The organism is Rhizobium sp. YS-1r (assembly GCF_000757525.1).
Taxonomy (GTDB): domain Bacteria; phylum Pseudomonadota; class Alphaproteobacteria; order Rhizobiales; family Rhizobiaceae; genus Neorhizobium; species Neorhizobium petrolearium.
This window is the reverse complement of record NZ_JPYQ01000013.1, coordinates 178337-201535: the sequence shown is the minus strand read 5'-3', so window position 1 is coordinate 201535 and position 23199 is coordinate 178337. Positions and strand designations below refer to the sequence as shown.

Genomic DNA, 23199 nt, shown 5'->3' with positions numbered 1-23199 from the left:
CATAAAACCGTCGCTGGTTATTGGAGCATGCGCATGACAGAGGGATGACGGTTTTCACACGTTGGAGCTGCCCAACCTACGATGTTCTGAGAAAACGAAAAAGGCCCGGGAAACCCAGGCCTTTCCGTTATTGAGACTGCTACAGGGTTGCCCGGAGGCAGCGCGTTAGCTGTTGACAGCGTCCTTCAGGCCCTTGCCGGCCGAGAACTTCGGCACGTTGCGTGCCGGAATGTCGACTTCGGCGCCGGTCGACGGGTTGCGGCCCTTGGATGCCTCGCGACGGGAAACGGAGAAGCTGCCGAAGCCGGCGAGACGAATGTCACCACCCTTCTTCAGCTCAGCCTGTACGGTCTCAAAAACGGCATCAACAGCAGATGCGGCATCAGCCTTGGAGAGACCGGCTTTTTCGGCCACTGCGGATACCAATTCGTTCTTGTTCATGTTTCCACCCCTTTCAGCGGTTTTGGAACGACTCATGTATTTCGGCGCCGACAATAGTTCGGTGTCAGGCCTTGGCAACCCAAAAGCTCCGCAATCGCCTGAAAAACAAGGGGTATGCGGCAGTTTTCACAAAAAAAGCCGGCTTGAAACCGGCTTTTTCCGTGGATAGTGCCAATTTGGCATGACCAAAAGACGATCGATCAGTGGGCGACCGCAGTTCCGACGTCGTCGACCCCTTCGACGGTCGCAATCACCGGCGTTTCCACCGTGCCGTCCCATTCGATCGGCTCGGGCTGGCGGACAAGCGCCTGGCGGATCACTTCACCCATACGCGAGACAGGAATGATCTCCATGTTGTTCTTCACATTGTCCGGAATCTCCGCCAGGTCCTTGGCGTTTTCTTCCGGGATCAGAACCTTCTTGATGCCGCCGCGCAGCGCCGCAAGGAGCTTCTCCTTGAGACCGCCGATCGGCAGAACACGGCCGCGAAGCGTGATCTCGCCGGTCATGGCGACGTCCTTGTTGACCGGAATGCCGGTCATGACCGAGACGATCGCGGTGGCCATGGCGACACCCGCCGACGGGCCGTCCTTCGGGGTCGCCCCTTCCGGAACGTGGACGTGGATATCCGACTTGTCGAAGCGCGGAGGTTCGATGCCGAAATCCACAGCGCGCGAACGGACATAGGATGCCGCCGCCGAGATGGACTCCTTCATGACTTCCTTCAGGTTGCCGGTGACCGTCATGCGGCCCTTGCCCGGCATCATGACGCCTTCGATCGTCAGGAGTTCGCCGCCGACTTCCGTCCAGGCGAGACCGGTGACGACACCAACCTGATCCTCACGTTCGGCCTCGCCGTGGCGGAAGCGCGGAACGCCGAGATAGTCATTGATGTTGGCAGCCGTGACCTCGACCGACTTCGTCTTGCCCTTGATGATCTCGGTCACCGCCTTGCGTGCGAGCTTCATCAGTTCACGTTCGAAGTTACGGACGCCCGCTTCACGGGTGTACTGCTGGATGATCGCCATCAGGGCATCGTCGCTCACCGAGAATTCGTTCGGCTGCAGCGCATGCTCCTTGATTGCCTTCGGCAGAAGGTGACGCTTGGCGATCTCACGCTTCTCGTCCTCGGTGTAACCGGCGATGCGGATGATTTCCATACGGTCCATCAGCGGTGCCGGGATGTTCAGCGTGTTTGCCGTGGTGATGAACATCACGTCGGACAGGTCGTATTCGACTTCCAGGTAATGGTCCATGAAGGTCGAGTTCTGTGCCGGGTCCAGCACTTCGAGCAGCGCCGAAGACGGGTCGCCGCGGAAGTCCATGCCCATCTTGTCGATCTCGTCGAGCAGGAAGAGCGGGTTGGACTTCTTCGCCTTCTTCATCGACTGGATGACCTTGCCGGGCATCGAGCCGATATAGGTGCGGCGGTGACCGCGGATTTCGGCTTCGTCACGGACGCCGCCGAGCGCCATGCGGACATATTCGCGGCCGGTCGCCTTGGCGATCGACTGGGCAAGCGAGGTCTTGCCGACGCCCGGGGGGCCGACGAGGCACAGGATGGGGCCCTTGATCTTGGTTGCGCGCGCCTGGACGGCCAGATACTCGATAATGCGTTCCTTGACCTTGTCGAGGCCGAAGTGATCGGCTTCGAGGATCTTTTCGGCGTTGTTGAGGTCGGCCTTGATCTTCGACCGCTTGCCCCACGGAATGCCAAGCAGCCAGTCGAGATAGTTGCGCACGACGGTGGCTTCCGCCGACATCGGGCTCATCTGCCGAAGCTTCTTCAACTCCGCATCGGCCTTCTCGCGGGCTTCCTTCGAAAGCTTCGTCTTGGAGATGCGCTCCTCGAGTTCGGCCATCTCGTCGCGGCCTTCCTCGCCGTCGCCGAGTTCCTTCTGGATCGCCTTCATCTGCTCATTGAGGTAGTATTCGCGCTGGGTCTTCTCCATCTGGCGCTTGACGCGCGAGCGGATGCGCTTTTCCACCTGCAGGACGGAAATCTCGCCTTCCATGAAGCCGAGCGCCTTTTCGAGACGCAGCTTGACGCTGACGGTCTCCAGCATTTCCTGCTTCTCGGTGATCTTGATCGACAGGTGCGAGGCGACCGTGTCTGCCAGCTTCGAATAATCCTCGATCTGGCTTGCGGCGCCGACGACTTCCGGCGAGATCTTCTTGTTCAGCTTCACGTAGTTCTCGAACTCGGAAACCACCGAACGGGACAGAGCCTCGACCTCGACGGCGTCCTCTTCGGGCTCGTCGAGAACGTTCGCCGTCGCCTCGTAAAACTCTTCGCGGTCCGTATAGCCATCGATCTGGGCGCGCGCGCGGCCTTCGACGAGCACCTTCACGGTGCCATCGGGAAGCTTCAGGAGCTGCAGCACGTTGGCAACGGTGCCGACCTTGTAGATTGCCGAGGGTTCGGGATCATCGTCGCCGGCATTGATCTGGGTGACGAGCATGATCTGCTTGTCGGATCCCATCACTTCTTCGAGCGCGCGAATGGATTTCTCCCGTCCGACGAACAGAGGCACGATCATATGCGGAAAGACCACAATGTCGCGCAGAGGCAGCACCGGATAGGTTTCGCCGCCAGGTGCCGCAGACGTTGAATTCGTCATTTCAATTCCTTTCCATCGTCCCGTTTCCGGGATACGTCGCCTGGGCAGATCACAGGGCAATCACCCAGGCACTTCACTCCCGCCCAAAGTGGCGTTTCCGAAATTTGATTTCAAGCCTTGCAGTGCTGCCGCCGCATCAGCATTGTGACAGTAGCATTACAAAGCGCGCACTCGAAACGCTTATACGGGACGCCAAGAACACAGCACGCGGTCACCGACCGTCAGCAACTATAACCGAAGCAGGCCAAGCCGCTATAGAGTTACTGTTGATCTTCCTGCGCATTTTCTAATGCAAGATGCACCCGGCGCAACTCTTCGCAATGCGAAAATGGTGGAATAATTAAAAAAAGCAAGTGTGTACATCGACACGAAAAGAGGCCCCTGTCAGGGCCTCTCCAAGATGATCATCCAGCTTGCGTAGCTCAGGCCGAGACGTTGGCCTTTTCTTCCTGCCGGTCGGCATAGATGTAGAGCGGGCGAGCCGTGCCTTTTACGACGTCTTCGGAGATCACCACTTCGCGCACGCCTTCCAGCGCCGGAAGCTCGAACATCGTATCGAGCAGGATCTTCTCCATGATGGAGCGCAAGCCACGTGCGCCGGTCTTGCGGACGATCGCCCTCTTGGCGATCTCGCGCAGTGCATCATCGTGGAAGGTCAGTTCCACGTCCTCCATCTCGAAAAGCCGCTGGTACTGTTTGACGAGAGCGTTCTTCGGTTCCGAAAGGATCTGGATCAGCGCATCCTCGTCCAGGTCTTCGAGCGTCGCCAGGACCGGCAGACGGCCGATGAATTCCGGGATCAGGCCGAACTTGACCAGGTCTTCCGGCTCCAGTTCACGCAACACCTCGCCGACCCGGCGCTCGTCCTGGGCGCGCACCGTGGCGGCAAAGCCGATCGACGTCTTCTCGCCGCGGGCAGAGATGATCTTGTCGAGACCGGCAAACGCGCCGCCGCATATGAACAGGATGTTCGTCGTGTCGACCTGCAGGAATTCCTGCTGCGGATGCTTGCGGCCGCCCTGGGGCGGGACCGAGGCGACCGTGCCTTCCATGATCTTCAGCAGCGCCTGCTGGACGCCCTCGCCCGACACGTCGCGGGTGATCGACGGGTTGTCGGACTTGCGGGAAATCTTGTCCACTTCGTCGATGTAGACGATGCCACGCTGGGCGCGTTCGACATTGTAGTCAGCCGCCTGCAGGAGCTTCAGGATGATGTTCTCGACGTCCTCGCCGACATAGCCGGCTTCGGTGAGCGTCGTGGCATCCGCCATGGTGAAGGGCACGTCGATGATGCGGGCGAGCGTCTGGGCAAGATAGGTCTTGCCGCAGCCGGTCGGGCCGACCAGCATAATGTTCGACTTCGCGAGCTCCACATCGCCACCCTTGGAGGCATGCGCCAGGCGCTTGTAGTGGTTATGCACCGCGACCGACAGGATGCGCTTGGCCTGCTTCTGGCCGATGACGTATTCGTCGAGAACCTTGATGATGTCCTGCGGTGTCGGAACCCCGTCGCGGGACTTGACCATCGAGGTCTTGTTCTCTTCGCGGATGATGTCCATGCACAGTTCGACGCATTCATCGCAGATGAACACCGTCGGCCCGGCGATCAGCTTCCGGACTTCGTGCTGGCTCTTTCCGCAGAAAGAGCAATACAGAGTATTCTTGGAGTCGCCGCCGTTGCTGCCGCTGACTTTGCTCATATCACTTTCCTTCCAGCACTCCGCGCTCAAGTCAGAACGGGCGCGGTCCACTCTACAAGCCCGCCAAACCCATCTGACGGGCTTCACGTGCCTGCCTGCCCTTAAGGGTACTCTACCGATCCGGGCACATCATGCAGATCGGCGGCAACGAAACCCTCAGGAAACGCATGCTATGTCATAAAAGTTCAACACAGCATTAATAGGTACTAATAGCGCTTTCCGTGCGACTTGAAACCCTTTTTTGCTCACAACGGGGTGAGACACACAGGTTCACGCTTCCACTCAATCTCCCGAGCCGCCTTCGATTTCCTGACGCGAAGTCAGGATCTTGTCGACGACGCCCCATTCCCGGGCCTCGTCGGCATCCATGAAGTGGTCACGGTCGAGCGTCTTTTCGACTTCTTCGTACGTGCGGCCGGTATGCTTCACGTAGACCTCGTTCAAACGTCTTTTCATCTTCAATATGTCACGGGCGTGGCGTTCGATGTCGGAGGCCTGTCCCTGGAACCCGCCCGATGGCTGGTGCACCATGATGCGGGAGTTCGGCGTCGCAAAGCGCATACCTTTTTCGCCGGCCGCAAGCAGAAGCGAGCCCATGGACGCCGCCTGACCGATGCAGAGCGTCGAGACCGCGGGCTTGATGAACTGCATCGTATCGTAGATCGCCATGCCGGCAGTCACGACGCCGCCGGGCGAATTGATGTAAAGGGCGACTTCCTTCTTCGGGTTTTCCGCTTCGAGGAAGAGAAGCTGGGCGCAGACGAGCGACGCCATCTGGTCCTCCACCGGACCGGTCAGGAAGATGATCCGCTCCTTCAGGAGGCGCGAAAAGATGTCATAAGAGCGCTCACCGCGATTGGTCTGCTCTACGACCATCGGCACCAAGGCCATTGCGGTATCAATTGGATTTCTCATGTCCGTCCTTTGTCAAGCACTTGCCGAAGGCAGAGAGGCGCTCCGGAATCAAATGGAATAGGTCATTCCCTACATAGAGTGTCAACGCCCGGTACTTCAAGACGGAGCACCTGATATCCTTAACTGCCGCGGGATGCGTGGGATCGAGCGCTAGTATGATTCCTCCGAGATTGCAGCCGGCCGGGATTCGTTTCCGCTCGCATGCACAAGTTTTTGCCCGATCACGGTAAAGTGTGTGTGAACACATTCGGGCATTGCTTGTTCCGCTTCGCGGCAGGTCCCGGATTCTGTCATCCCGGCAACCTCGTTTTAAAGAGTCTCAGCCATGTTGCTCCTGCCCAAAGTCGGGCGCGGAGGGGCGAGTGGACATTTTGACGGGCCTGCTGATCTGGTCGGTGGAGGCGATGACGCTCGCCGTCCTCTTGTTTTCGCGCTGGTTTCACGAGCGGGACGACTTCTATCTGACCTGGGGCTGCGGCTTCGCGCTGCATAGTCTGGGCGTCGCGCTCGTTGCCTTGCGCGGCGACATTCCCGACTTCCTTTCCATCCAGATCGCCAATACGGTCATATTCGTGGCCATCGGCCTGTGGATCGCCGGCCTCCTGCAATTCGATCGCGAGCCGGTCCAGGGTTTTGTTGCCATTCCGGCACTTATCTGGATCGCCGGCATGTTGCTGGACCCGATCCGGGAGAACTTTGCGAACCGGGTGGTGCTCTACAACGCCGCGGCCATGGTCGGTTATGCCATCATGATCGGCACCCTTGTCAGGAACAACGGGCCATCCCGGTCCACACGCCGCTTCATGGCCAGCTTCATCAGTGTCCAATTCCTGGCGAACGGCGCCAGCGCCGTCCTTGCCGTCGTCAATCGCCCGACCTCGTTTGCCACCGCGCCGAATGCCATGTGGCTTTTCTTTCCCGCCGCCTTCTGCTTCGTCGCCGGTATCATGAGCGGCGCGAAACTGCTGACCGAACGATCGGAGGAGAAACTGAAAACGCTCGCCGTGACCGATCCGTTGACCGGCGTGCTCAACCGTCGTGGCCTCATCGATGAATTCCATGGCCTGCGCATCGTCCAGAAAGCGGAGAAGCCGCTGATCGCATTCCTGCATTTCGACCTCGACGGCTTCAAGCAGATCAACGACCGCTGCGGACACCAGGCCGGCGATGCGGTTTTGGTGGCGTTCTCGCAGGTCGGCCAGACCTCACTGCGCGGCCGCGGCTTCTTCGGCCGCATGGGCGGCGAAGAATTCGCTTCGATCGTGCGCGTCGGCGATATGATCGAGGCCGCCAGCATAGCGGAGGCGATCCGCCTCACCCTAAAGCGTCAGGTCATCGCTGCCGGCGAGCATCGGATCAAGGTCACGGTGAGCGCCGGCATCGCGCTTGCGACGGCTGGCGAAGCCGATCTCGACCAGCTGCTCAGCGCCGCCGACCGGGCGCTCTATACCGCCAAGGAAAGCGGCCGCGACCGCACGGCGATCGATACAGGTGCCGAAGCCTCCATCATCCCCGCCGCCGACCGGCAGGGCGAAGACGAAGCACCGACCGATATCCGCGCCAACCGACAGGTGGCGGCCCTGAAACGCCTCACAGCGCTCGGCAAACGCTGACCCTCTTGTCCTTCCTCCGGTAAAGTCCACATTCTCCGTTAGGGATCAATGGCGGAGGGAATGCCATATGCGAGCAACTTTTTTCATGAGCCTTGCGCTTTCGCTTCTGCTTTCGGCAGGTGTGATCGAGGCTCAACAGGCATCCGATACCATCGCACCGGAACGCGCGACCGGGATGACGGCGGCAAAGCGCGTCGAAGCGAAGAATTTCATGGTCGCGGCCGCCAATCCGCTGGCGGCAGAAGCAGGACGGGATGTGATCGCCAAGGGCGGCAATGCGATCGACGCCATGGTGGCCGTCCAGACCGTGCTCGGTCTTGTCGAACCACAGAGCTCCGGCCTCGGCGGCGGCTCTTTCCTCGTCTACTACGACGCAGCCGCCAACAAGCTTACGACCTTCGACGGCCGGGAAACCGCACCGATGGAGGCAACGCCGAAACTGTTCCTCGATGCGCAAGGCCAGCCGCTGAAATTCATGGACGCGGTGGTCGGCGGCCGGTCGGTCGGTACGCCCGGCACCGTGCGACTGCTGCACGAGGTCCATAAGCGCTACGGCAAGACGGAATGGACGAGCCTGTTCGAAGCGGCCGAAACTCTCGCCACAAATGGTTTCGAAGTCTCTCCGCGCCTGGCCTCCCTGGTTGCCGCCGAAGGCGACCGGCTGAAGAAATACGAAGGTCCGCGCGGCTATTTCTACGACGCTTCCGGTGCGCCATTGAAGGTCGGGGCCATCCTCAAGAACCCCGCCTACGCGGAAACGCTGAAGGCGATCGCCACCGGCGGTGCCGACGCCTTCTATAACGGGCCGATCGCCGAAGCCATTGTCAAAACCGTACGGGAAGCAGCCGGGAATCCGGGCGTGCTGTCGCTTGCCGACCTCGCCAACTATCGGATCAAGGAACGCGAGCCGGTCTGCTTCAACTATCGCGCGCTCGACGTCTGCGGCATGGGGCCGCCGTCGTCCGGCGCAGTCGCGGTCGGCCAGATTCTCGGCACGATCGAGAATTTCGACATCAAAGGCCTCGGGCCGCAAAGCGCCGAGAGCTGGCGGATCATCGGTGATGCGCAGCGCCTCGCCTTCGCCGACCGCGAGCGCTATCTCGCCGATCAGGATTTCGTCCCCTCGCCGATCAAGGGTCTCATCAAGAAGGACTATCTCGGCACACGGGCCGCATTGCTCGACGGCGAGAAAGCGCTTGCCGCCGACGCCGTGAAGGCCGGCGAGCCGGAATGGGACCACGCCCTGCTTTTCGGGAACGGCGAAGCGATCGAACTCCCCTCCACCAGCCATTTCGTCATCGTCGACAAGGAAGGCAATGTGGTATCGATGACCACGACGATCGAAAGCGGTTTCGGCTCGCGGCTCATGACCAACGGTTTCCTGCTCAACAACGAGCTTACCGACTTTTCCTTCAAGACCCATGACGGAAGCCTGCCCGTCGCCAACCGCGTCGAGCCCGGAAAACGGCCCCGCTCTTCCATGTCGCCCACCATCGTCATGAAGGATGGCAAGCCGCTTCTCGCCATCGGCTCGCCCGGCGGCAGCCAGATCATCGGTTACGTGGCGCAGGCGCTGATCGCCTATATCGATTGGGGCATGCCGGTCGAACAGATCGTCGCCCAGCCGCATTTGATCAACCGCTTCGGAACCTATGACATCGAGGCCGGCACGGACGCGGAAAAGCTGGCGGAGCCCTTGAGGGCACTGGGTTATGAGGTGAAGGTTGGCGAGATGAACTCCGGCCTGCATGCGATCGAGATCACCGCGAACGGCCTTGTCGGCAGCGCCGATCCGCGCCGCGAGGGCGTGGCGCTCGGCGAATAGACAGGGCTTCCGCGTTTCAAGGGATTGCGCTAGGCATCGGGCATGAGCAACCTGCCCGATTTTCTCCGCATCGATTCCGAAACCCGCCGCGTCTTTCTCGACGGGCGCAATCCTGCCTTCTATAGCGATCCGAACCGCGTCTACGCGCTTCTCCACGAACACTGCCCGACCTTTTATTGGGAAGAGCAGCGGCAATGGTTCTTCACCGGTTACGACCATGTGAACGCGCTCTTGCGCGACCGGCGGTTCGGCCGGCAGATCCTGCACATCGCCAGCCGGGAGGAGCTCGGTCTCCCCGCTCCTCAGCCGCATCTTGAGAACTTCGATCTTGCCGAGCGCTATTCGTTGCTGGAACTCGAACCACCGGAGCACACGCGACTAAGGACGCTCGTCAACCGCGCCTTCGTCTCCCGGCATATCGAAAGGCTGAGGCCCGAGATCGCCGAGCTTGCTGAAAAGCTGATTGATGGTTTCGAGAAGGACGGCGGAACAGAACTGCTCTCCTCCTTTGCCGATATCATCCCGGTGACGATGATCGCCCGGATGATCGGCATTCCTGACGAGATGGGGCCGCAATTGCTCGCCTGGTCGCATGCCTATGTGGGCATGTACATGTTCAAGCGAACAGCAGAGGACGAAGATGCGGCCGACCGCGCCGCGAAGGAATTCGCGGACTACGTCAAGGACTTGATCGCCGAACGGCGCAGGTCGCCACGTGAGGATCTGCTCACCCACATGATCCATACGGAGCATAAGGGCCAATACCTCACCGACGACGAGCTGGTTTCCACGACGATCGTGCTGCTCAACGCCGGACATGAGGCGACCGTGCACCAGATCGGCAATTCGGTGAGGGTCATACTGGACGGCGGGCTGCCGCCATCGGAACTCTTCCGCGACGATGCAGCGACGGAACGAACCGTAGAAGAGACGCTGCGCATCTGCGCTCCGGTGCACATCTTCCAACGATGGGCGTTGGAAGATGCCGAGATCGACGATTTGACGTTCAAGCGCGGCGACAAGGTGAGCCTCATCCTCGCCGCCGCCAACCTGGACCCGAAGAAATTCTCCGATCCGCTGACCTTCAAGCCGGACCGGCAGGAGGCGCCGAACCTTTCCTTCGGCGCCGGCATCCATTTCTGCATCGGCGCGCCGCTTGCCAGGCTCGAACTCAATACCGTGCTGCCGATCCTCTTCCGTCGCCTGCCCGGAATGAGGATCGCCAAGACGCCCGTCGTCAAAGACGTCTATCACTTCCACGGATTGGAGAGGCTCGATCTTTCCTGGTGAAGCCGATCAAGCGGCTTGCGAAGAGGAAACCCCGAAGCGCGCGGCCGGCTTGTTCAGCGACAGATGGGGCCGCAATTCACTGCGAGCATTTTCGAAAGCCTCATAGAGCGTCTTGTCTGCGAGCGATGGGATAGTGATCAGTTCGCCCTGGTCGAAACCCGCGAGTGCCGCATCGACGAGATCGGTGACATCCATCACCATGTTCGGGTCCATGTTGTCGAATGAGCCTCCGACACGGTCGAAGATCTCCGTGCGGGTGAGCCCCGGCAGGACTGCCTGGATGCGGACGCCGGTTCCGGCAAGTTCGCTCGCCAGAGATTCCGTCAGGACAAGAACGAAAGCCTTGCTGGCGCTGTAGGTGCCGCTGAAGGCCTGGGGCCACAGCGCGACGACCGAGGCGGTATTGATGATCGCCCCCTCGCCCCGCCCCACGAAAGCCTGGGCGGCTGCTACTGCAAGCCGGTTCGCGGCAGTGACGTTGAGATCGACCATCTGGTCAAGATAATCGGCATCGCTCTGGAGTAGCGATCCCTTCGGCCCGATGCCGGCATTGTTGACGAAAAGCGTGATCGCGCTGTCCTGGCGCAGACGCTTTTCAACGGCAAGAACGTCGGCCCGCTGCGTCAGGTCGGCGCGCAGCACCTCTGCCGTTACGCCATGGCCCTGCGTCAGGCGCTCGGCGAGCGCTTTCAGCCTGTCCTCATCGCGGGCAACAAGAATGAGATCGTAACCGCGCCTGGCCAGGCGGTCGGCATAGGTCGCGCCGATTCCGGACGAAGCTCCGGTCACGAGGGCAGTTCCGAGTTTCGATGATGTCGTCATTGGTTCATCTCCTTTGATTGAAATTTACTGGCATATGCCACCATATATGAAAACGGGATTTCTAAGTCGCAAGAGGAGAACGGAAATTTTTATCGGGAGTGGAAGCGCCAGCCAAAAGCGGGCATCTTCCCCACGGAAAGCAGGTAAAGACATGGTGAACGACGAAAAAATGCGGGAAGACGGCATCTGGCTTTACTGCAGCAACAGCGCAGTGCGCCGCGCTTCGCGGCAGCTCGGTCAGCTCTATGAGGATGCGATGGGTGACACCGGTCTCAAGGGCACGCAATTCTCGCTTCTGTCGCAGATCGCACGCTCAGGAGAACCGACCCTCAAGAGCCTGGCAGAGGCAATGGTCATGGATCTTTCCGCACTCGGCCACACGTTGAAGCCGCTGATTCGCGACGGGCTGGTGGAACTGGTGCCCGACGCCAAGGATCGGCGGGTAAAACGCGTGAGACTGACGGAGACCGGAATTGCAAAGCAGAAAGAGCTGACCGCACGCTGGCAGATCGCTCAGGACCGCTTCGACAAGGCTTTCGGAAAGGAAAAGTCGGAGGAGATGCGGCGTACGCTCGCCTTCATCTCGTCGCAGGAGTTCGCCGAAGCGTTCAATGGCAACGAGAAGGACTGATTTCAGATCCGGATCACGTAATCCTTGCGAGTCGTTTCAACGACTTCCCAGGTTCCCTTGAAGCCGGGTCTCAAGATCATCCTATCTCCGGCCTTGAGATGAACGGGCCTGCCGCCCTCCTCGGTCACGATCGAATGGCCGGAGAGGATGTGGAAATATTCCCACTCGTCGTAGGCGATCCGCCACTTCCCCGGCGTCGCCTCCCAGATGCCGGCGTAGAGCCCGCCTTCCGCCTCCTCGACATTCCAGGTGCGGAAGGTCGGATTTCCGGAGATCAGCCGGTCGGGCGCCGGAGCGCCCTCTTCCGGTTCGATGCCGGCGAGATCGAATACAGTCCAGGTGCCCATGGTCACTCCTTGTCGATATGTTGCGCGGCGCCATCGGCCGCCATCGCGGCGATGACCCGAAGCCGTTCCGCCAGCATGCCATTGCGGGCGCTCGCCGACAGGCCCGCAAAAGCCGTCATGATGTAATCCGCCAGAAGGTCAGCCTGCAAACTGCCGCGTGCAGCAATCCGATCCCGGATGAAACGCCGGCTTGCCTCCATGCGGGCGCGCGCTTCGGCGCCGGCATCGGGATCGATGATGCCGCGAGCGCCCTCGATCACCATGCATCCCCTGGCGTCACCGCTGACATAGGCATCTGCCGCCTGCCGCAGGACGTCTGCAATACCATCCGAAAGTGGCACGCCCTCGGCCAGCGCGCTGGCGACATCCAATCCCTCGTTCTTTTCGTAGAGCCGCAATGCCTCGGCATAAAGCGCCGCCTTGCTGCCGAAAGCCGCATAAAAACTCGGCGGCTTGATGCCGATTGCCGCCGTCAGATCGGCAACGCTCAGCGCATCATACCCTTTCAGATGAAACAACGCCTGTGCCTTGGCGAGCGCCTCATCCCTGTCGAAAGCACGGGGGCGTCCACGGACTCCCTTCTTTTCTGTATCACACACTACAAAAATCCTTGACGTCGACCATCACGGGATTTATGTAGCGTTCATTACATTAAATCTCAACCCCAGTGACAAGTGCTGCACAGGAGACATGACAATGACCGACTTCCATGGAAAGAAAGTTCTGATCCTTGGCGGCAGCCGCGGCATCGGCGCCGCACTCGTCCGCCGTTTCGCCCAGGACGGCGCCGACGTGACATTCACGTATGCGGGTTCGAAGGACGCGGCTGAAGAGCTGGCACGGGAAACCGGCTCGAAGACCATGAAATCCGATGCCGCCGACCGCACCGCCGTCATCGAACGCGTAAAGGCCTCCAGCCCGCTGGACATCCTCATCGTCAGCGCCGGCACGCTGGCCCTGGGCAATCCTCTGGAAATCGAAGCCGATGCCATCGACAAGATGATCGATGTTAACGTGCGAGCGCCCTATCACGCCTCCGTCGAAGCAGCCCGCAGCATGCCGGAAGGCGGACGGATCATCATCATCGGATCTGTCAACGGTGACCGCATGCCGTTTGCAGGCGGCGCGGCCTATGCACTGACCAAGTCCGCCGTGCAGGGCATGGCGCGCGGTCTGGCGCGCGACTTCGGCGATCGCGACATCACGGTCAATGTCATTCAGCCCGGCCCGACCTCCACCGACATGAACCCGGAAGACGGCCCGATGAGCGAGTTCATGCACGGCTTCATGGCCATCAAGCGCCATGGCCGTCCGGAGGAAATCGCCGGTCTCGCCGCTTACCTCGCAGGTCCGGAAGCGGGCTTCATCACCGGAGCGATGCACACGATCGACGGTGGTTTCGGCGCCTGACGCCGAAACCACATCTTCATGGCCCGCCTCCTCAGACCTGCGAGAGCGCCTGTTCGAGATCGGCGATGATGTCGGCGGCATCCTCGATGCCGATCGACAGCCGCACCACGTCGGGACCGGCGCCGGCGGCGATCTGCTGCTCTTCGGTCAACTGCCGATGTGTCGTGGAAGCCGGATGGATGACCAGCGAGCGGGTGTCGCCGATGTTGGCGAGGTGCGAGAAGAGCTTCAGACCTTCGACCAGAGCTTTGCCGGCCTCATAACCGCCCTTGACGCCGAAAGTGAAGACGGCACCCGCGCCTTTCGGCGAATACCGTTGCTGCAAGGCGTGGTTCGGATCGTCCTCGAGACCGGCATAGTTTACCCAAGCGATTTTCGGATGCTTCTTCAGCCATTGCGCCGCGGCGAGTGCGTTATCGCAATGCCTCTGCATTCTGAGGGGAAGCGTCTCTATGCCGGTCAGGATCATGAAGGCGTTGAAAGGCGAGATCGCCGGGCCGAGGTCGCGCAAGCCCAGCACGCGGGCGGCGATCGCAAAGCCGATATTGCCGAAGGTCTGGTGCAGCACGATGCCGGCATATTCCGGCCGGGGCTGCGAGAGCATCGGGTAATTGCCGGACTTCGACCAGTCGAACGTGCCGCCATCGACGATGATGCCGCCCATCGAATTGCCATGCCCGCCCAGGAATTTCGTCAGCGAATGGACGACAATGTCGGCGCCGTGCTCCAGCGGCCTGACGAGATAGGGGGTTGCCATGGTATTGTCGACGATCAACGGAATACCGCGCCGCTGCGCCACGTCGGCGATCGCCGCGATATCCACGAAGGTGCCGCCGGGATTGGCAAGGCTTTCGATGAAGATGGCGCGGGTGCGGTCATCAATCTGTTTGTCGAAACTCTCCGGCTCGTCCGTATCGGCCCAGCGGACCTGCCAGTCGAAACTTTTGAAGGCGTGACCGAACTGGTTGATCGAACCACCATAGAGTCTTCGCGCCGAGACGAAATTATCGCCGGGCTGCATGATCGTGTGGAAGGTCAGCATCTGAGCCGCATGGCCGGAGGCGACCGCAAGCGCTGCCGTGCCACCCTCCAGCGCCGCCACCCGCTCTTCCAGCACCGCCTGGGTCGGATTCATGATGCGGGTGTAGATATTGCCGAACTGCTGCAGGCCAAAGAGGGCCGCCGCATGGTCCGCGTCATTAAAGACGAAAGAGGTCGTCTGGTAGATGGGCGTCGCCCGGGCACCCGTGGCGGGATCGGGCTGGGCGCCTGCATGCACCGCCAGAGTTGAAAAGCCCGGATTGATCGTCGGCATGGTCTCTCTCCCTTATTGCCCAAGTGCTTTTTTCAACCTTTTATCACACCTGGGAAATGCGGCCTGGTTGATCTTGATCAACGATCTCCGCTTCTCCGCACGTATGCTCCAGGTGCGAAGAGGAGTATGCCATGAATAATCAAGCCTCCACCACACATGAAAACTTCGTTTCCCGGATCGCCCGCTGGTGTTCCACAACCTGGGACTCCATCGAGGAGGCAAAGGTCCTCGCGAGCCTCGATGACGAGACCGTCAAGATCCTCGCGCATGACAACGCCATGTCCAGGGATGAGTTCATTTCGCTGATCAGGCGCGGACCTCACGCCGCCGACGAAATGGCCTCACTGATGCGCCTGCTGAACATCGATCCGGAAGAGGTCAAGCTCGCCGAGCCGCTGGAATTCCGCGACATGCACATCACCTGTTCCAAATGTCAGGAAAAGGCCCGCTGCAGCCGGGAACTCGCCGATGGCGCCGCCGTCGCAGACTTTGCGGATTACTGCGCCAATGCGGAGTTGCTCAACGAGATGCGGGCCCGGCCGGAACTGCTCGCGGACTGAAGGCATCAGGCGACAAGCCGGGGATATTCGATTGCCGGGCAACGGTCCATGACAACCTTGATGCCGGCAGCTTCCGCCTTGGCTGCCGCCCTGTCGTCGCGGACGCTGAACTGCCCCCAGATCACCTTGGGCAAGGTCTCAAGGGCGAGTGCTTCATCGACCACGCCATCCAGGTATTCGGCGGCGCGGAAGACATCGACCATATCGACCGGCTGCGGCACGTCGGAGAGCGTCCTGTAGACGGTCTGCCCCTGGATCTGCTTGCCCGCCTGACCCGGATTGACCGGAAAGACCGTATACCCCTTCGACAGCAGAAAACCCATGACACGATTGCTCGGCCTATCGGGATTGGGAGACGCCCCGAGAAGCGCTATGGTCTTCACGGTCCTCAGGATATCGGCGATATAGGCGTTGTCGTAATGATCATGATTCATGGACGGCAGACTCCCTGATGATGCCTCTGGCGGCACAATCCTCCCGCTCTATGTAAGTCCGTGTCTCGATAAAAGGGATGCAGGTCATGAAAAAATTTCTCGCAAGCCTTACCGTCATCGCCTGCGGCGCCGCCCTCCTGCCGGTCGAACCGGCCTTTGCCATTTCCCGCTATAATTCCACCGGCATGTCCTGTGCCGCCGTGCAGCGCGTGATCAGACGCGAAGGCGCGGTCATCCTGCGCTATCCATCCAGAAACGTGCGCGGCATGACCCTCTACGACCGCTATGTCGTCGACAGCAGCTTCTGCGACGGCCGTGAATTTGCGGATCGCGCAACGGTGCCGGCCGCAGACACACCCCGCTGCCCCGTTCGCGCCTGCAAACCCAGACCTGATCGGGAAGACTGCTTTCCGCTGCAGCCGGGCTGTCTCGGATTCTGACGTGCAGATTCCTGCCCGGCAGCCGCGGTGGCCGTTCTAGGAACGTTCTTGCTATTTTCCGCTTACGTACAACGCATATTAGCATCATCTACAGTTGAATTAGGGGAGCCTACTATTCATGATCCGTGATAATTCGCATTCTCATCAATAGTGACAAAACCAAGTATCCATCACTGTGTCATGTTGAAACCACAAGGGATTTTTTGATCAAAACGCGGCTGCTATATCGCTCTCTTCCCATCCGACTCTGGAGGCTTTGTAGACGGCGGCCACATAAATGACCCCATAGGTTGTATACACAACCATTCATCCCGCCCCACCAACGGGGCCGCGCCCCCAATTACATCGCCCGAAAGTGGGGTGGCGAAAACCTGTCTGTATTCATAAAGAAAACCCTTCCAAGCATCTCGAAAGGAAGAGAATGCGGCCTATCATGACAGTAGAGGAGATCCATGCCTTCCTGGATCGTGAATTTCCGCAAATCCACGTGGATGGACGAGCACTTGCCGTGACGGATGTCCGACCGGGTGAGCTCGCCATGCGCTTCGATCCAAGCGACCGGCACCTGCGCCCCGGCAATACGATTTCCGGTCCCTCGATGGTCATGCTGGCGGATGTCGCGGCTTATGCCGTCATCCTCGCCCATATCGGGCCAGTGGCGCTCGCCGTCACCACCAGCCTCAACATCAATTTCCTGCGCAAGCCGCAGCTCGCTCCGCTCTTCTGCGACTGCAGGCTTCTCAAGCTCGGCAAGCGGCTCGCGGTGATCGACTGCCTGCTGACCCAGCAAAGCGGCGGAGAGCCGGTCGCCCAGGCGACTGCCACCTATTCGATTCCGCCACGATAAATTGTGGTATTATAAAACCACATATGTAAGCCTTTGATTTTGTTGCATCTATTTTTCAATCCTGCAAATCCGTCATCTTGACGCTTCGCATCCGCATCGGTATAAGCCGCCACAGATTGCGGACCTTCTCGGCCCGCATTCTTTTTGTCGGTCCTTCGCGCCTTTTTTCGGGAATTTCGGCCAACAATCCAAGCAACAAGAAACGCCCTTGCATCCGGTTTCGAATGCCACGGGTCCCAAATGAAAGAGAAAACCATGTCAACCTTCGTTCAGAAGCCCGCCGAGGTGGAGAAGAAGTGGGTGATCATCGATGCCGAAGGCCTCGTTGTCGGTCGCCTCGCCACCATCGTTGCAAACCGGCTCCGCGGCAAGCACAAGGCCACCTACACCCCTCATGTCGATGACGGCGACAACGTCATCGTCATCAATGCGGAAAAGGTTGCCCTTACCGGCAAGAAGTATTCCGACAAGAAGTATTACTGGCACACCGGATATCCGGGCGGCATCAAGGAGCGCACCGCGCGCCAGATCATCGAAGGCCGCTTTCCGGAGCGCGTCATCGAAAAGGCCGTCGAGCGCATGATCCCGCGTGGCCCTCTCGGCCGTCGTCAGATGAAGAACCTGCGCGTTTATGCCGGTTCCAACCATCCCCATGAAGCCCAGCAGCCGGTCGCTCTCGACGTGGCTTCGCTGAACAAGAAGAATGTAAGGAGCGCCTGAACATGGCCGATCTCTCCTCTCTGAAGGATCTCGCTCCGGCGGCCGAAAACCAGGCCCCGGTTTACGTCCGCAAGGTTGACAACCTTGGCCGTTCCTACGCGACCGGCAAGCGCAAGAACGCTGTCGCCCGCGTCTGGGTCAAGGCCGGCACCGGCAAGATCACCGTCAACGGCAAGGATTTCTCCGCCTATTTCGCACGCCCGGTCCTGCAGATGATCCTGCAGCAGCCGATCGTCGCTGCGAACCGTGGCGGCCAGTTCGACATCGTTGCGACCGTTGCAGGTGGCGGCCTTTCCGGCCAGGCCGGCGCGGTGCGCCACGGCCTTTCCAAGGCACTGACCTATTTCGAGCCGGGCCTGCGTTCGGTTCTCAAGAAGGGTGGCTTCCTGACCCGCGACAGCCGCGTTGTCGAGCGCAAGAAGTACGGCAAGGCGAAGGCCCGCCGCTCCTTCCAGTTCTCCAAGCGCTGATTGCTTGCCGAAAACACCGATTTGCGAAGGCCGGGGTTTCCCGGCCTTTTCTTTTGCCGGCGCTTGCAGGCATTTCTCAGATCGGCAGTTCGGTCGTCGACTTCAGTTCGCGCAGGACGAAGCTGGAAACCACGTTGCGCACATGCGGATTGCGCATCAGGTGGCGGGTCATGAAAGCCTCATAGGCTTCGACGTCGCGTGCCCTGATCTTCAGCATGTAGTCGAACGTTCCGGACAGCGCATAGCACTCCATGATCTCCGGTCGGTCCCGCACGACGCCTGCAAAAGCTTCGATCGCCTCCTCGTGATGATCCTCCAGGGTCACATGAGCGATGATGCAGAGCTTGAGGTCGAGCTTTGCCGGATCGAGAAGAGCAACCCTCTTCCGGATGACGCCTTCGGCCTCCAGTTCCTGAATCTTGCGCCAGGCGGTGCTTTGCGACATGCCGGCTTTCTCCGCCAGTTCGGAGAGCGACAATCCATCTCCGGTCTGCACGAGTTGCAGAAGCCTGCGGGCAGCCTGCAGGTTTTCTTTCATTCTGGCTTCTCCTCCTGGAATATTCTCCCATTTTCAGATCCTAATCCGGCAATCCTGAAATGTTTACCCGCTTTTCCCGGGATATAATGGTGATCTGACAGCCGGAGGCTGGAGCGCCCCGGCTCATTGGACTGATCACGGGAGGCCGGTCATGACCAAGGAAAGCACCTATACGGCGAACCTGCCGGATGCGGACGGCGTCTATCACTACACCGCCGAGGAAGACCAAATCTGGAGCGAACTCTACAGGCGGCAGATGACGCTTTTGGCCGACAGGGCCTGCCGGGAATATCTGGACGGCGTGAAAACGCTCGGGCTGAAGCCCGACAAGGTTCCGCAGCTTCGCGACGTCAATCGGCGACTCAACGAGACCACAGGCTTCGGGGTGGAGGGCGTGCCCGCCCTCATCCCGCCATCGCGTTTTTATGAATTGCTGTCGCAGGGCAAGTTTCCGCTGGCGACGTTCATTCGCCGCCGCGAGCATATCGACTACATCGAGGAGCCGGATATCTTCCACGAGGTCTTCGGCCACTGCCCCTTGCTGACCAACCAGAGCTACGCCAATTTCGTGCGCCGCTTCGGCGAGAAAGCTGTCAGTCTCGGCAAGGGCTATTCATGGCATCTGTTCCGGATATTCTGGTTCACCGTCGAGTTCGGCCTGATCGATACGCCGCAGGGGCGCCGCTGCTTCGGCGCCGGCATCGTCTCCTCCCCCAGCGAAACGGGGGCCGCGATGGAAGGCAAGGAATGCGAATTCCGACCGTTCGACCTGATGACGGTGCTCAGAACGCCCTACCGCATCGATATCGTGCAGCCGATCTATTACGTCATCAAGAGCTTCGCGCAGCTGGAATCGATCATCGAGGAGGATATCGGCGCGCGCATCAACGAAGCCAAGACTCTCGGCGACTTTCCGCCGGCATTCGAAGCCAAGGCCTCCTGAGCAAAGAGGAATTTGTTTCACTCAGGCTTGCCTTGCCGGCTCCGATTGTCCAACGTCCCGCCACGGAACGATGGAGGGATGCCATGGCAGAAAAGTCGATCGATCACGCCTTCACGGCAACCAGCCTCACCTCCGCCGCAAGTGATCCAACCTTTGCGGGCGCGCTTTCCTTCATGCGCCGGCGGTTTACCAAGGCGTTGACCGGCGTCGATGCGGTGGTCTGGGGCATCCCTTTCGACGCGGCGACGTCCAACCGGCCGGGTGCGCGCTTCGGGCCGCAGGCGATCCGCCGGGCTTCCGCCATCTTCGACAACGACCCGCAATATCCCTTCTCACGCGATCTCTTCGCGGATCTGGCGGTCATCGACTACGGCGATTGCCTGCTCGACTATGGCAACCACCAAGAGACACCGGCAACGATCGAGCGGGAAGCCGCGAAAATCCTTGGCAGCGGCGCTTTCCTGCTGACCCTCGGCGGGGACCATTTTATCACCTGGCCGCTGTTGAAGGCTCACGCCGCCAGGCACGGCCCGCTTGCCCTCGTCCAATTCGACGCCCATCAGGACACCTGGTTCGACGACAACAAACGCATGGACCATGGTTCCTTCGTGGCGCGCGCCGTGCGCGACGGCATCGTCGATGCCGCCCGTTCGATCCAGATCGGCATCCGCACCCATGCGCCGGAGGATTTCGGCATCCGCCTCCTCTATGGCCATGAGGTGGAGGAGATGACCGCGAGCGAAATCGCCAGGACGATCCTCGAGCATACCGGCGGCAAGCCCGCCTATCTCACCTTCGACATCGACTGCCTCGACCTGGCATTCGCACCCGGCACCGGCACGCCGGTCGCCGGCGGCCCGTCGAGCGCGAAAATCCTGTCGGTGCTCAGCAAGCTCGGCCCCCTCGATATCCGCGGCGCCGATGTTGTCGAAGTGGCGCCGGCTTACGACCATGCCGATATCACCGCCATTGCGGGGGCGACGGTTGCCATGTATATGCTCGGGCTGCGCGCGGAGCGACGTGGCGCGTTAAAAAACTGAATCAACAAGCTGGCACAATGATTCCGGCTCTCAATCCAAGGCACTGATCTTACAGGACAAAGACAATGACAGCGAAAATCTTCATCGACGGCGAACATGGCACGACGGGACTGCAGATCCGCACCCGCATGGCCGGCCGCCGCGACGTCGAGCTGCTGTCTATCCCGGAAGCGGAGCGGCGCAACGCCGCCATGCGGGAAGACCTGCTGAACAGCGCCGACATTGCCATTCTCTGCCTGCCCGACGATGCTTCGCGCGAGGCTGTCTCGATGCTCGCCGGCAACAACAGGGTGCGCGTCATAGACACCTCGACCGCCTATCGCGTTGATCCCTCATGGGCCTATGGCTTTGCGGAAATGGACAAGGCACAGGCCGACAAGATCAAGTCGGCCCGCCATGTGGCCAATCCCGGCTGCTACCCGACCGGCGCGGTCGGCCTCATCCGGCCGCTGCGCGCCGCCGGCCTCCTGCCCGATGGCTATCCGGTGACGGTCAACGCAGTTTCCGGCTATACCGGCGGCGGCAAGCAGCTCATCGCACAGATGGAAGACCAATCGAGGGACGACGCCGTCAGCGCCAACAATTTCCTCTACGGCCTGACGCTCAAGCACAAGCATGTGCCGGAAATGAAGGTTCACGGCCAGCTCGACCGCGCGCCGCTCTTTTCGCCGTCCGTCGGACGCTTCGCGCAGGGCATGATCGTGCAGGTGCCGCTTTTCCTCGAAGACCTCAAGGACGGGGCCACGATGGAGAGCATTCACGCGACGCTCGTCGGGCATTATGCCGGGCAGGATATCGTCACCGTCGTTTCGCTTGAGGAAAGCAAGGCGCTGCCGCGCGTCGATGCTGAGGAACTCGTCGGTCAAGATACGATGAAGCTCTTCGTTTTCGGTACGCCGGGCGGTGCGCATGTCAACCTTGTGGCTCTGCTCGACAATCTCGGCAAGGGCGCCTCGGGCGCCGCCGTCCAGAACATGGACCTGATGCTTTCGGCGTGATGACCGGAAGCTTCTCCTTCCCCGCCGAATGGGCCATCGAAAGCGCACGCCAGATTGCGGACACAGTCGTCGGCACCGTCTATGAAGTGACGCGTGCCGGCGGTGAAGTCGACATTGCCAAGGTGTTGAAACCGCGAGCGCTGGAGGACAGTCTTCGCGGCGCCGATTTCATGGCATGGCGGGACGGCATCGGTTGTGTACGGCTGATCGCCCGATCCCAAAATGTTCTCCTGATGGAGCATGCGGGCAAGGTGACACTGCGCGATCGTATCGCCACACATGGCGACCGGGACGCGACACGGATCGCGGCCGAAGTGCTCACAGAATACCATCGCCCATCCGAGACCCCGCCGCCTGCGAGCCTCCAGCCTCTTCAACGTTATTTCTCAAGCCTCTTCAAGAAAGCCGAGGAAGATCATCGCAACGGGATCACCGGCCCGTTCGTGGAAGCGGCAGAGATGGCGCAAGCGCTGATCGCCGACCAGCGGAACGTCAAGCCGCTGCATGGCGACCTGCATCACGAGAACATCATCTTCGGGCCGCGCGGCTGGCTGATCATCGATCCGGCAGGACTGATCGGCGATGCGGCGCTCGACATCGCCAACATGTTCTCCAATCCGCTCGACCGACATGACCTCACCCGCGATGAAGACCGCATCGCCTTCATGGCCGGTGTGTTTGCCGATACGCTCAAGCGCGACGTCCGGACCATCCTGCGCTATGCCTTCGCCTATGGCTGCCTGTCTGCGGCCTGGCACGAGGAAGACGGCAACGAGAAGGATCGCGGCCACGAGCTTGCCGTCGCCGCCGCAATCAAAAACGTCCTTCGCCAGGCCTAGGCGACCTGCCGCACCGGAGCGAATGCCTGCTTCAGCCCCAGATGGATGGCGAGCTTTTCGCCCGGTCCGTGCACGGCGGCAAACAGCAGTCCGGCCAGGAACGTGAAATGGTCGACGAAAAAGCCGAACTCCGCCTGATTGCCTTGCCAGTGGCTCGGCCCATGAAAGGCGAAGGCCAGGAAGATCACATAGACACCTGCGAGCAATGCGGCTTCCGAGAAGAACGCGCCGCTCAGGAAAGCAGCGGCCAGAGCGATCTCGAAAATCGCGGCGACCCAAGTCAGGAACAGCGGGAACGGAAAACCTGCGCTCGCAATATATGCGGCGGTCGTCTGCATATCGATGAACTTGAATGTCGTCGCCATGACGAACAGGCCGCCGAAGATCAGCCTTGCGACGAGAATTGCGATTGTCTTTGCCATTGTCCTATCCTCTCTGCT

The 23199-nt window shown here is 60.4% G+C and carries 26 protein-coding genes; 14 read left to right on the top strand and 12 right to left on the bottom strand.

Annotation, left to right across the window (positions count from 1 at the left end; genetic code table 11):
• Positions 1-165 precede the first annotated feature (165 nt).
• The 4 genes from hupB to clpP form a co-directional block, all read right to left on the bottom strand.
• Entirely contained in the window at positions 166-441 is a 276-nt protein-coding gene (gene hupB, locus JL39_RS13005) for a DNA-binding protein HupB (RefSeq protein WP_007753405.1), read from the bottom strand.
• Positions 442-641: 200 nt separating this feature from the next.
• Positions 642-3062 (bottom strand): endopeptidase La, encoded by a 2421-nt coding sequence (lon, locus tag JL39_RS13000; RefSeq protein WP_037150768.1) that lies wholly within the window; start codon positions 3060-3062, stop codon positions 642-644.
• 422 nt (positions 3063-3484) lie between these two features.
• Entirely contained in the window at positions 3485-4762 is a 1278-nt protein-coding gene (gene clpX, locus JL39_RS12995; RefSeq protein WP_037150765.1) for an ATP-dependent Clp protease ATP-binding subunit ClpX, read from the bottom strand.
• A 282-nt stretch (positions 4763-5044) separates the two neighbouring features.
• On the bottom strand, positions 5045-5677 hold the full coding sequence (gene clpP / locus JL39_RS12990; protein WP_037150763.1) for an ATP-dependent Clp endopeptidase proteolytic subunit ClpP: 633 nt from the start codon (positions 5675-5677) through the stop codon (positions 5045-5047).
• A 362-nt stretch (positions 5678-6039) separates the two neighbouring features.
• On the opposite strand from clpP, the gene JL39_RS12985 reads away from it, so the two are divergent.
• The 3 genes from JL39_RS12985 (at position 6040) to JL39_RS12975 (ending at position 10405) form a co-directional block, all read left to right on the top strand.
• Positions 6040-7290 (top strand): GGDEF domain-containing protein, encoded by a 1251-nt coding sequence (locus tag JL39_RS12985; RefSeq protein WP_037150761.1) that lies wholly within the window; start codon positions 6040-6042, stop codon positions 7288-7290.
• A 67-nt stretch (positions 7291-7357) separates the two neighbouring features.
• Positions 7358-9115 carry a gamma-glutamyltransferase gene (gene ggt, locus JL39_RS12980; protein WP_037150759.1) on the top strand — a complete coding sequence of 586 codons (1758 nt, stop codon included), beginning with the start codon at positions 7358-7360 and terminating at the stop codon, positions 9113-9115.
• 42 nt (positions 9116-9157) lie between these two features.
• A complete protein-coding gene (locus tag JL39_RS12975) occupies positions 9158-10405 on the top strand; it encodes a cytochrome P450 (RefSeq protein ID WP_037150756.1) in 1248 nt (415 codons plus the stop codon).
• A 6-nt stretch (positions 10406-10411) separates the two neighbouring features.
• Here the strand turns inward: JL39_RS12975 and JL39_RS12970 are convergent, their stop codons facing one another.
• The gene (locus JL39_RS12970) at positions 10412-11227 is read right to left on the bottom strand and encodes an SDR family oxidoreductase (protein WP_037150748.1); all 816 of its coding nucleotides are present in this window, start codon (positions 11225-11227) and stop codon (positions 10412-10414) included.
• 151 nt (positions 11228-11378) lie between these two features.
• Here JL39_RS12970 and JL39_RS12965 point away from each other — a divergent pair, with 151 nt between their 5' ends.
• Positions 11379-11858 carry a MarR family winged helix-turn-helix transcriptional regulator gene (locus JL39_RS12965; RefSeq protein ID WP_081952820.1) on the top strand — a complete coding sequence of 160 codons (480 nt, stop codon included), beginning with the start codon at positions 11379-11381 and terminating at the stop codon, positions 11856-11858.
• A gap of 2 nt (positions 11859-11860) precedes the next feature.
• Here JL39_RS12965 and JL39_RS12960 read toward each other — a convergent pair whose 3' ends face one another.
• Both JL39_RS12960 and JL39_RS12955 read right to left on the bottom strand, forming a co-directional pair.
• Positions 11861-12205, bottom strand: a complete 345-nt coding sequence (locus JL39_RS12960) for a cupin domain-containing protein (RefSeq protein WP_037150746.1) — start codon at positions 12203-12205, stop codon at positions 11861-11863.
• A 2-nt stretch (positions 12206-12207) separates the two neighbouring features.
• The gene (locus JL39_RS12955) at positions 12208-12804 is read right to left on the bottom strand and encodes a TetR/AcrR family transcriptional regulator (RefSeq protein WP_037150743.1); all 597 of its coding nucleotides are present in this window, start codon (positions 12802-12804) and stop codon (positions 12208-12210) included.
• A 97-nt stretch (positions 12805-12901) separates the two neighbouring features.
• On the opposite strand from JL39_RS12955, the gene bdcA reads away from it, so the two are divergent.
• Positions 12902-13615 (top strand): SDR family oxidoreductase, encoded by a 714-nt coding sequence (gene bdcA / locus JL39_RS12950; protein WP_037150741.1) that lies wholly within the window; start codon positions 12902-12904, stop codon positions 13613-13615.
• 31 nt (positions 13616-13646) lie between these two features.
• Here the strand turns inward: bdcA and JL39_RS12945 are convergent, their stop codons facing one another.
• Positions 13647-14930: an O-acetylhomoserine aminocarboxypropyltransferase gene (locus JL39_RS12945; RefSeq protein ID WP_037150738.1), complete on the bottom strand. Its 1284-nt coding sequence runs from the start codon at positions 14928-14930 to the stop codon at positions 13647-13649.
• A gap of 131 nt (positions 14931-15061) precedes the next feature.
• On the opposite strand from JL39_RS12945, the gene JL39_RS12940 reads away from it, so the two are divergent.
• Complete coding sequence (locus JL39_RS12940) at positions 15062-15490, top strand: DUF6455 family protein (protein ID WP_052182838.1); 429 nt, start codon at positions 15062-15064, stop codon at positions 15488-15490.
• A 5-nt stretch (positions 15491-15495) separates the two neighbouring features.
• On the opposite strand, the gene JL39_RS12935 is transcribed toward JL39_RS12940, so the two are convergent.
• On the bottom strand, positions 15496-15924 hold the full coding sequence (locus JL39_RS12935) for a CoA-binding protein (RefSeq protein WP_037150735.1): 429 nt from the start codon (positions 15922-15924) through the stop codon (positions 15496-15498).
• An 86-nt stretch (positions 15925-16010) separates the two neighbouring features.
• Here JL39_RS12935 and JL39_RS12930 point away from each other — a divergent pair, with 86 nt between their 5' ends.
• Positions 16011-16364 carry a hypothetical protein gene (locus JL39_RS12930; RefSeq protein ID WP_037150952.1) on the top strand — a complete coding sequence of 118 codons (354 nt, stop codon included), beginning with the start codon at positions 16011-16013 and terminating at the stop codon, positions 16362-16364.
• Between the two features lie 421 nt (positions 16365-16785).
• Positions 16786-17211, top strand: a complete 426-nt coding sequence (locus JL39_RS12925) for a PaaI family thioesterase (protein WP_037150733.1) — start codon at positions 16786-16788, stop codon at positions 17209-17211.
• Here the strand turns inward: JL39_RS12925 and JL39_RS32300 are convergent.
• Positions 17190-17468 carry a hypothetical protein gene (locus JL39_RS32300; RefSeq protein ID WP_152601116.1) on the bottom strand — a complete coding sequence of 93 codons (279 nt, stop codon included), beginning with the start codon at positions 17466-17468 and terminating at the stop codon, positions 17190-17192. The genes JL39_RS12925 and JL39_RS32300 overlap by 22 nt on opposite strands.
• Between JL39_RS32300 and rplM the strand changes: the two genes are divergently transcribed.
• On the top strand, positions 17467-17931 hold the full coding sequence (gene rplM / locus JL39_RS12920; protein ID WP_037150730.1) for a 50S ribosomal protein L13: 465 nt from the start codon (positions 17467-17469) through the stop codon (positions 17929-17931). The two genes, JL39_RS32300 and rplM, sit on opposite strands and share 2 nt — an antisense overlap.
• A gap of 2 nt (positions 17932-17933) precedes the next feature.
• Positions 17934-18401, top strand: coding sequence for a 30S ribosomal protein S9 (rpsI, locus tag JL39_RS12915; RefSeq protein ID WP_037150728.1), 468 nt, complete (start codon positions 17934-17936; stop codon positions 18399-18401).
• Between the two features lie 76 nt (positions 18402-18477).
• Here the strand turns inward: rpsI and JL39_RS12910 are convergent, their stop codons facing one another.
• Complete coding sequence (locus JL39_RS12910) at positions 18478-18939, bottom strand: Lrp/AsnC family transcriptional regulator (protein WP_037150725.1); 462 nt, start codon at positions 18937-18939, stop codon at positions 18478-18480.
• Positions 18940-19090: 151 nt separating this feature from the next.
• Between JL39_RS12910 and JL39_RS12905 the strand changes: the two genes are divergently transcribed.
• From JL39_RS12905 to JL39_RS12890, 4 genes are all read left to right on the top strand, one after another.
• A complete protein-coding gene (locus JL39_RS12905) occupies positions 19091-19882 on the top strand; it encodes a phenylalanine 4-monooxygenase (RefSeq protein ID WP_037150722.1) in 792 nt (263 codons plus the stop codon).
• Positions 19883-19965: 83 nt separating this feature from the next.
• Entirely contained in the window at positions 19966-20922 is a 957-nt protein-coding gene (gene speB / locus JL39_RS12900; RefSeq protein ID WP_037150719.1) for an agmatinase, read from the top strand.
• Between the two features lie 65 nt (positions 20923-20987).
• Positions 20988-21920 (top strand): N-acetyl-gamma-glutamyl-phosphate reductase, encoded by a 933-nt coding sequence (argC, locus tag JL39_RS12895; RefSeq protein WP_037150716.1) that lies wholly within the window; start codon positions 20988-20990, stop codon positions 21918-21920.
• A complete protein-coding gene (locus tag JL39_RS12890) occupies positions 21920-22759 on the top strand; it encodes an aminoglycoside phosphotransferase family protein (protein ID WP_037150714.1) in 840 nt (279 codons plus the stop codon). The genes argC and JL39_RS12890 overlap by 1 nt, the downstream gene beginning before the upstream one ends.
• Here the strand turns inward: JL39_RS12890 and JL39_RS12885 are convergent.
• Positions 22756-23181 (bottom strand): DoxX family protein, encoded by a 426-nt coding sequence (locus JL39_RS12885; RefSeq protein ID WP_037150713.1) that lies wholly within the window; start codon positions 23179-23181, stop codon positions 22756-22758. The two genes, JL39_RS12890 and JL39_RS12885, sit on opposite strands and share 4 nt — an antisense overlap.
• Between the last annotated feature and the right edge of the window lie 18 nt (positions 23182-23199).

What these genes read in the sequence shown, in the direction of transcription:
- hupB (WP_007753405.1), bottom strand. Translation starts at nt 441, where the DNA reads ATGAACAAGAACGAATTGGTATCCGCAGTGGCCGAAAAAGCCGGTCTC.
- lon (WP_037150768.1), bottom strand. Translation starts at nt 3,062, where the DNA reads ATGACGAATTCAACGTCTGCGGCACCTGGCGGCGAAACCTATCCGGTG.
- clpX (WP_037150765.1), bottom strand. Translation starts at nt 4,762, where the DNA reads ATGAGCAAAGTCAGCGGCAGCAACGGCGGCGACTCCAAGAATACTCTG.
- clpP (WP_037150763.1), bottom strand. Translation starts at nt 5,677, where the DNA reads ATGAGAAATCCAATTGATACCGCAATGGCCTTGGTGCCGATGGTCGTA.
- ggt (WP_037150759.1), top strand. Translation starts at nt 7,358, where the DNA reads ATGCGAGCAACTTTTTTCATGAGCCTTGCGCTTTCGCTTCTGCTTTCG.
- JL39_RS12975 (WP_037150756.1), top strand. Translation starts at nt 9,158, where the DNA reads ATGAGCAACCTGCCCGATTTTCTCCGCATCGATTCCGAAACCCGCCGC.
- JL39_RS12970 (WP_037150748.1), bottom strand. Translation starts at nt 11,227, where the DNA reads ATGACGACATCATCGAAACTCGGAACTGCCCTCGTGACCGGAGCTTCG.
- JL39_RS12965 (WP_081952820.1), top strand. Translation starts at nt 11,379, where the DNA reads ATGGTGAACGACGAAAAAATGCGGGAAGACGGCATCTGGCTTTACTGC.
- JL39_RS12960 (WP_037150746.1), bottom strand. Translation starts at nt 12,205, where the DNA reads ATGGGCACCTGGACTGTATTCGATCTCGCCGGCATCGAACCGGAAGAG.
- bdcA (WP_037150741.1), top strand. Translation starts at nt 12,902, where the DNA reads ATGACCGACTTCCATGGAAAGAAAGTTCTGATCCTTGGCGGCAGCCGC.
- JL39_RS12945 (WP_037150738.1), bottom strand. Translation starts at nt 14,930, where the DNA reads ATGCCGACGATCAATCCGGGCTTTTCAACTCTGGCGGTGCATGCAGGC.
- JL39_RS12940 (WP_052182838.1), top strand. Translation starts at nt 15,062, where the DNA reads ATGAATAATCAAGCCTCCACCACACATGAAAACTTCGTTTCCCGGATC.
- JL39_RS12935 (WP_037150735.1), bottom strand. Translation starts at nt 15,924, where the DNA reads ATGAATCATGATCATTACGACAACGCCTATATCGCCGATATCCTGAGG.
- JL39_RS12930 (WP_037150952.1), top strand. Translation starts at nt 16,011, where the DNA reads ATGAAAAAATTTCTCGCAAGCCTTACCGTCATCGCCTGCGGCGCCGCC.
- JL39_RS12925 (WP_037150733.1), top strand. Translation starts at nt 16,786, where the DNA reads ATGCGGCCTATCATGACAGTAGAGGAGATCCATGCCTTCCTGGATCGT.
- rplM (WP_037150730.1), top strand. Translation starts at nt 17,467, where the DNA reads ATGTCAACCTTCGTTCAGAAGCCCGCCGAGGTGGAGAAGAAGTGGGTG.
- JL39_RS32300 (WP_152601116.1), bottom strand. Translation starts at nt 17,468, where the DNA reads ATGGTTTTCTCTTTCATTTGGGACCCGTGGCATTCGAAACCGGATGCA.
- rpsI (WP_037150728.1), top strand. Translation starts at nt 17,934, where the DNA reads ATGGCCGATCTCTCCTCTCTGAAGGATCTCGCTCCGGCGGCCGAAAAC.
- JL39_RS12910 (WP_037150725.1), bottom strand. Translation starts at nt 18,939, where the DNA reads ATGAAAGAAAACCTGCAGGCTGCCCGCAGGCTTCTGCAACTCGTGCAG.
- JL39_RS12905 (WP_037150722.1), top strand. Translation starts at nt 19,091, where the DNA reads ATGACCAAGGAAAGCACCTATACGGCGAACCTGCCGGATGCGGACGGC.
- speB (WP_037150719.1), top strand. Translation starts at nt 19,966, where the DNA reads ATGGCAGAAAAGTCGATCGATCACGCCTTCACGGCAACCAGCCTCACC.
- argC (WP_037150716.1), top strand. Translation starts at nt 20,988, where the DNA reads ATGACAGCGAAAATCTTCATCGACGGCGAACATGGCACGACGGGACTG.
- JL39_RS12890 (WP_037150714.1), top strand. Translation starts at nt 21,920, where the DNA reads ATGACCGGAAGCTTCTCCTTCCCCGCCGAATGGGCCATCGAAAGCGCA.
- JL39_RS12885 (WP_037150713.1), bottom strand. Translation starts at nt 23,181, where the DNA reads ATGGCAAAGACAATCGCAATTCTCGTCGCAAGGCTGATCTTCGGCGGC.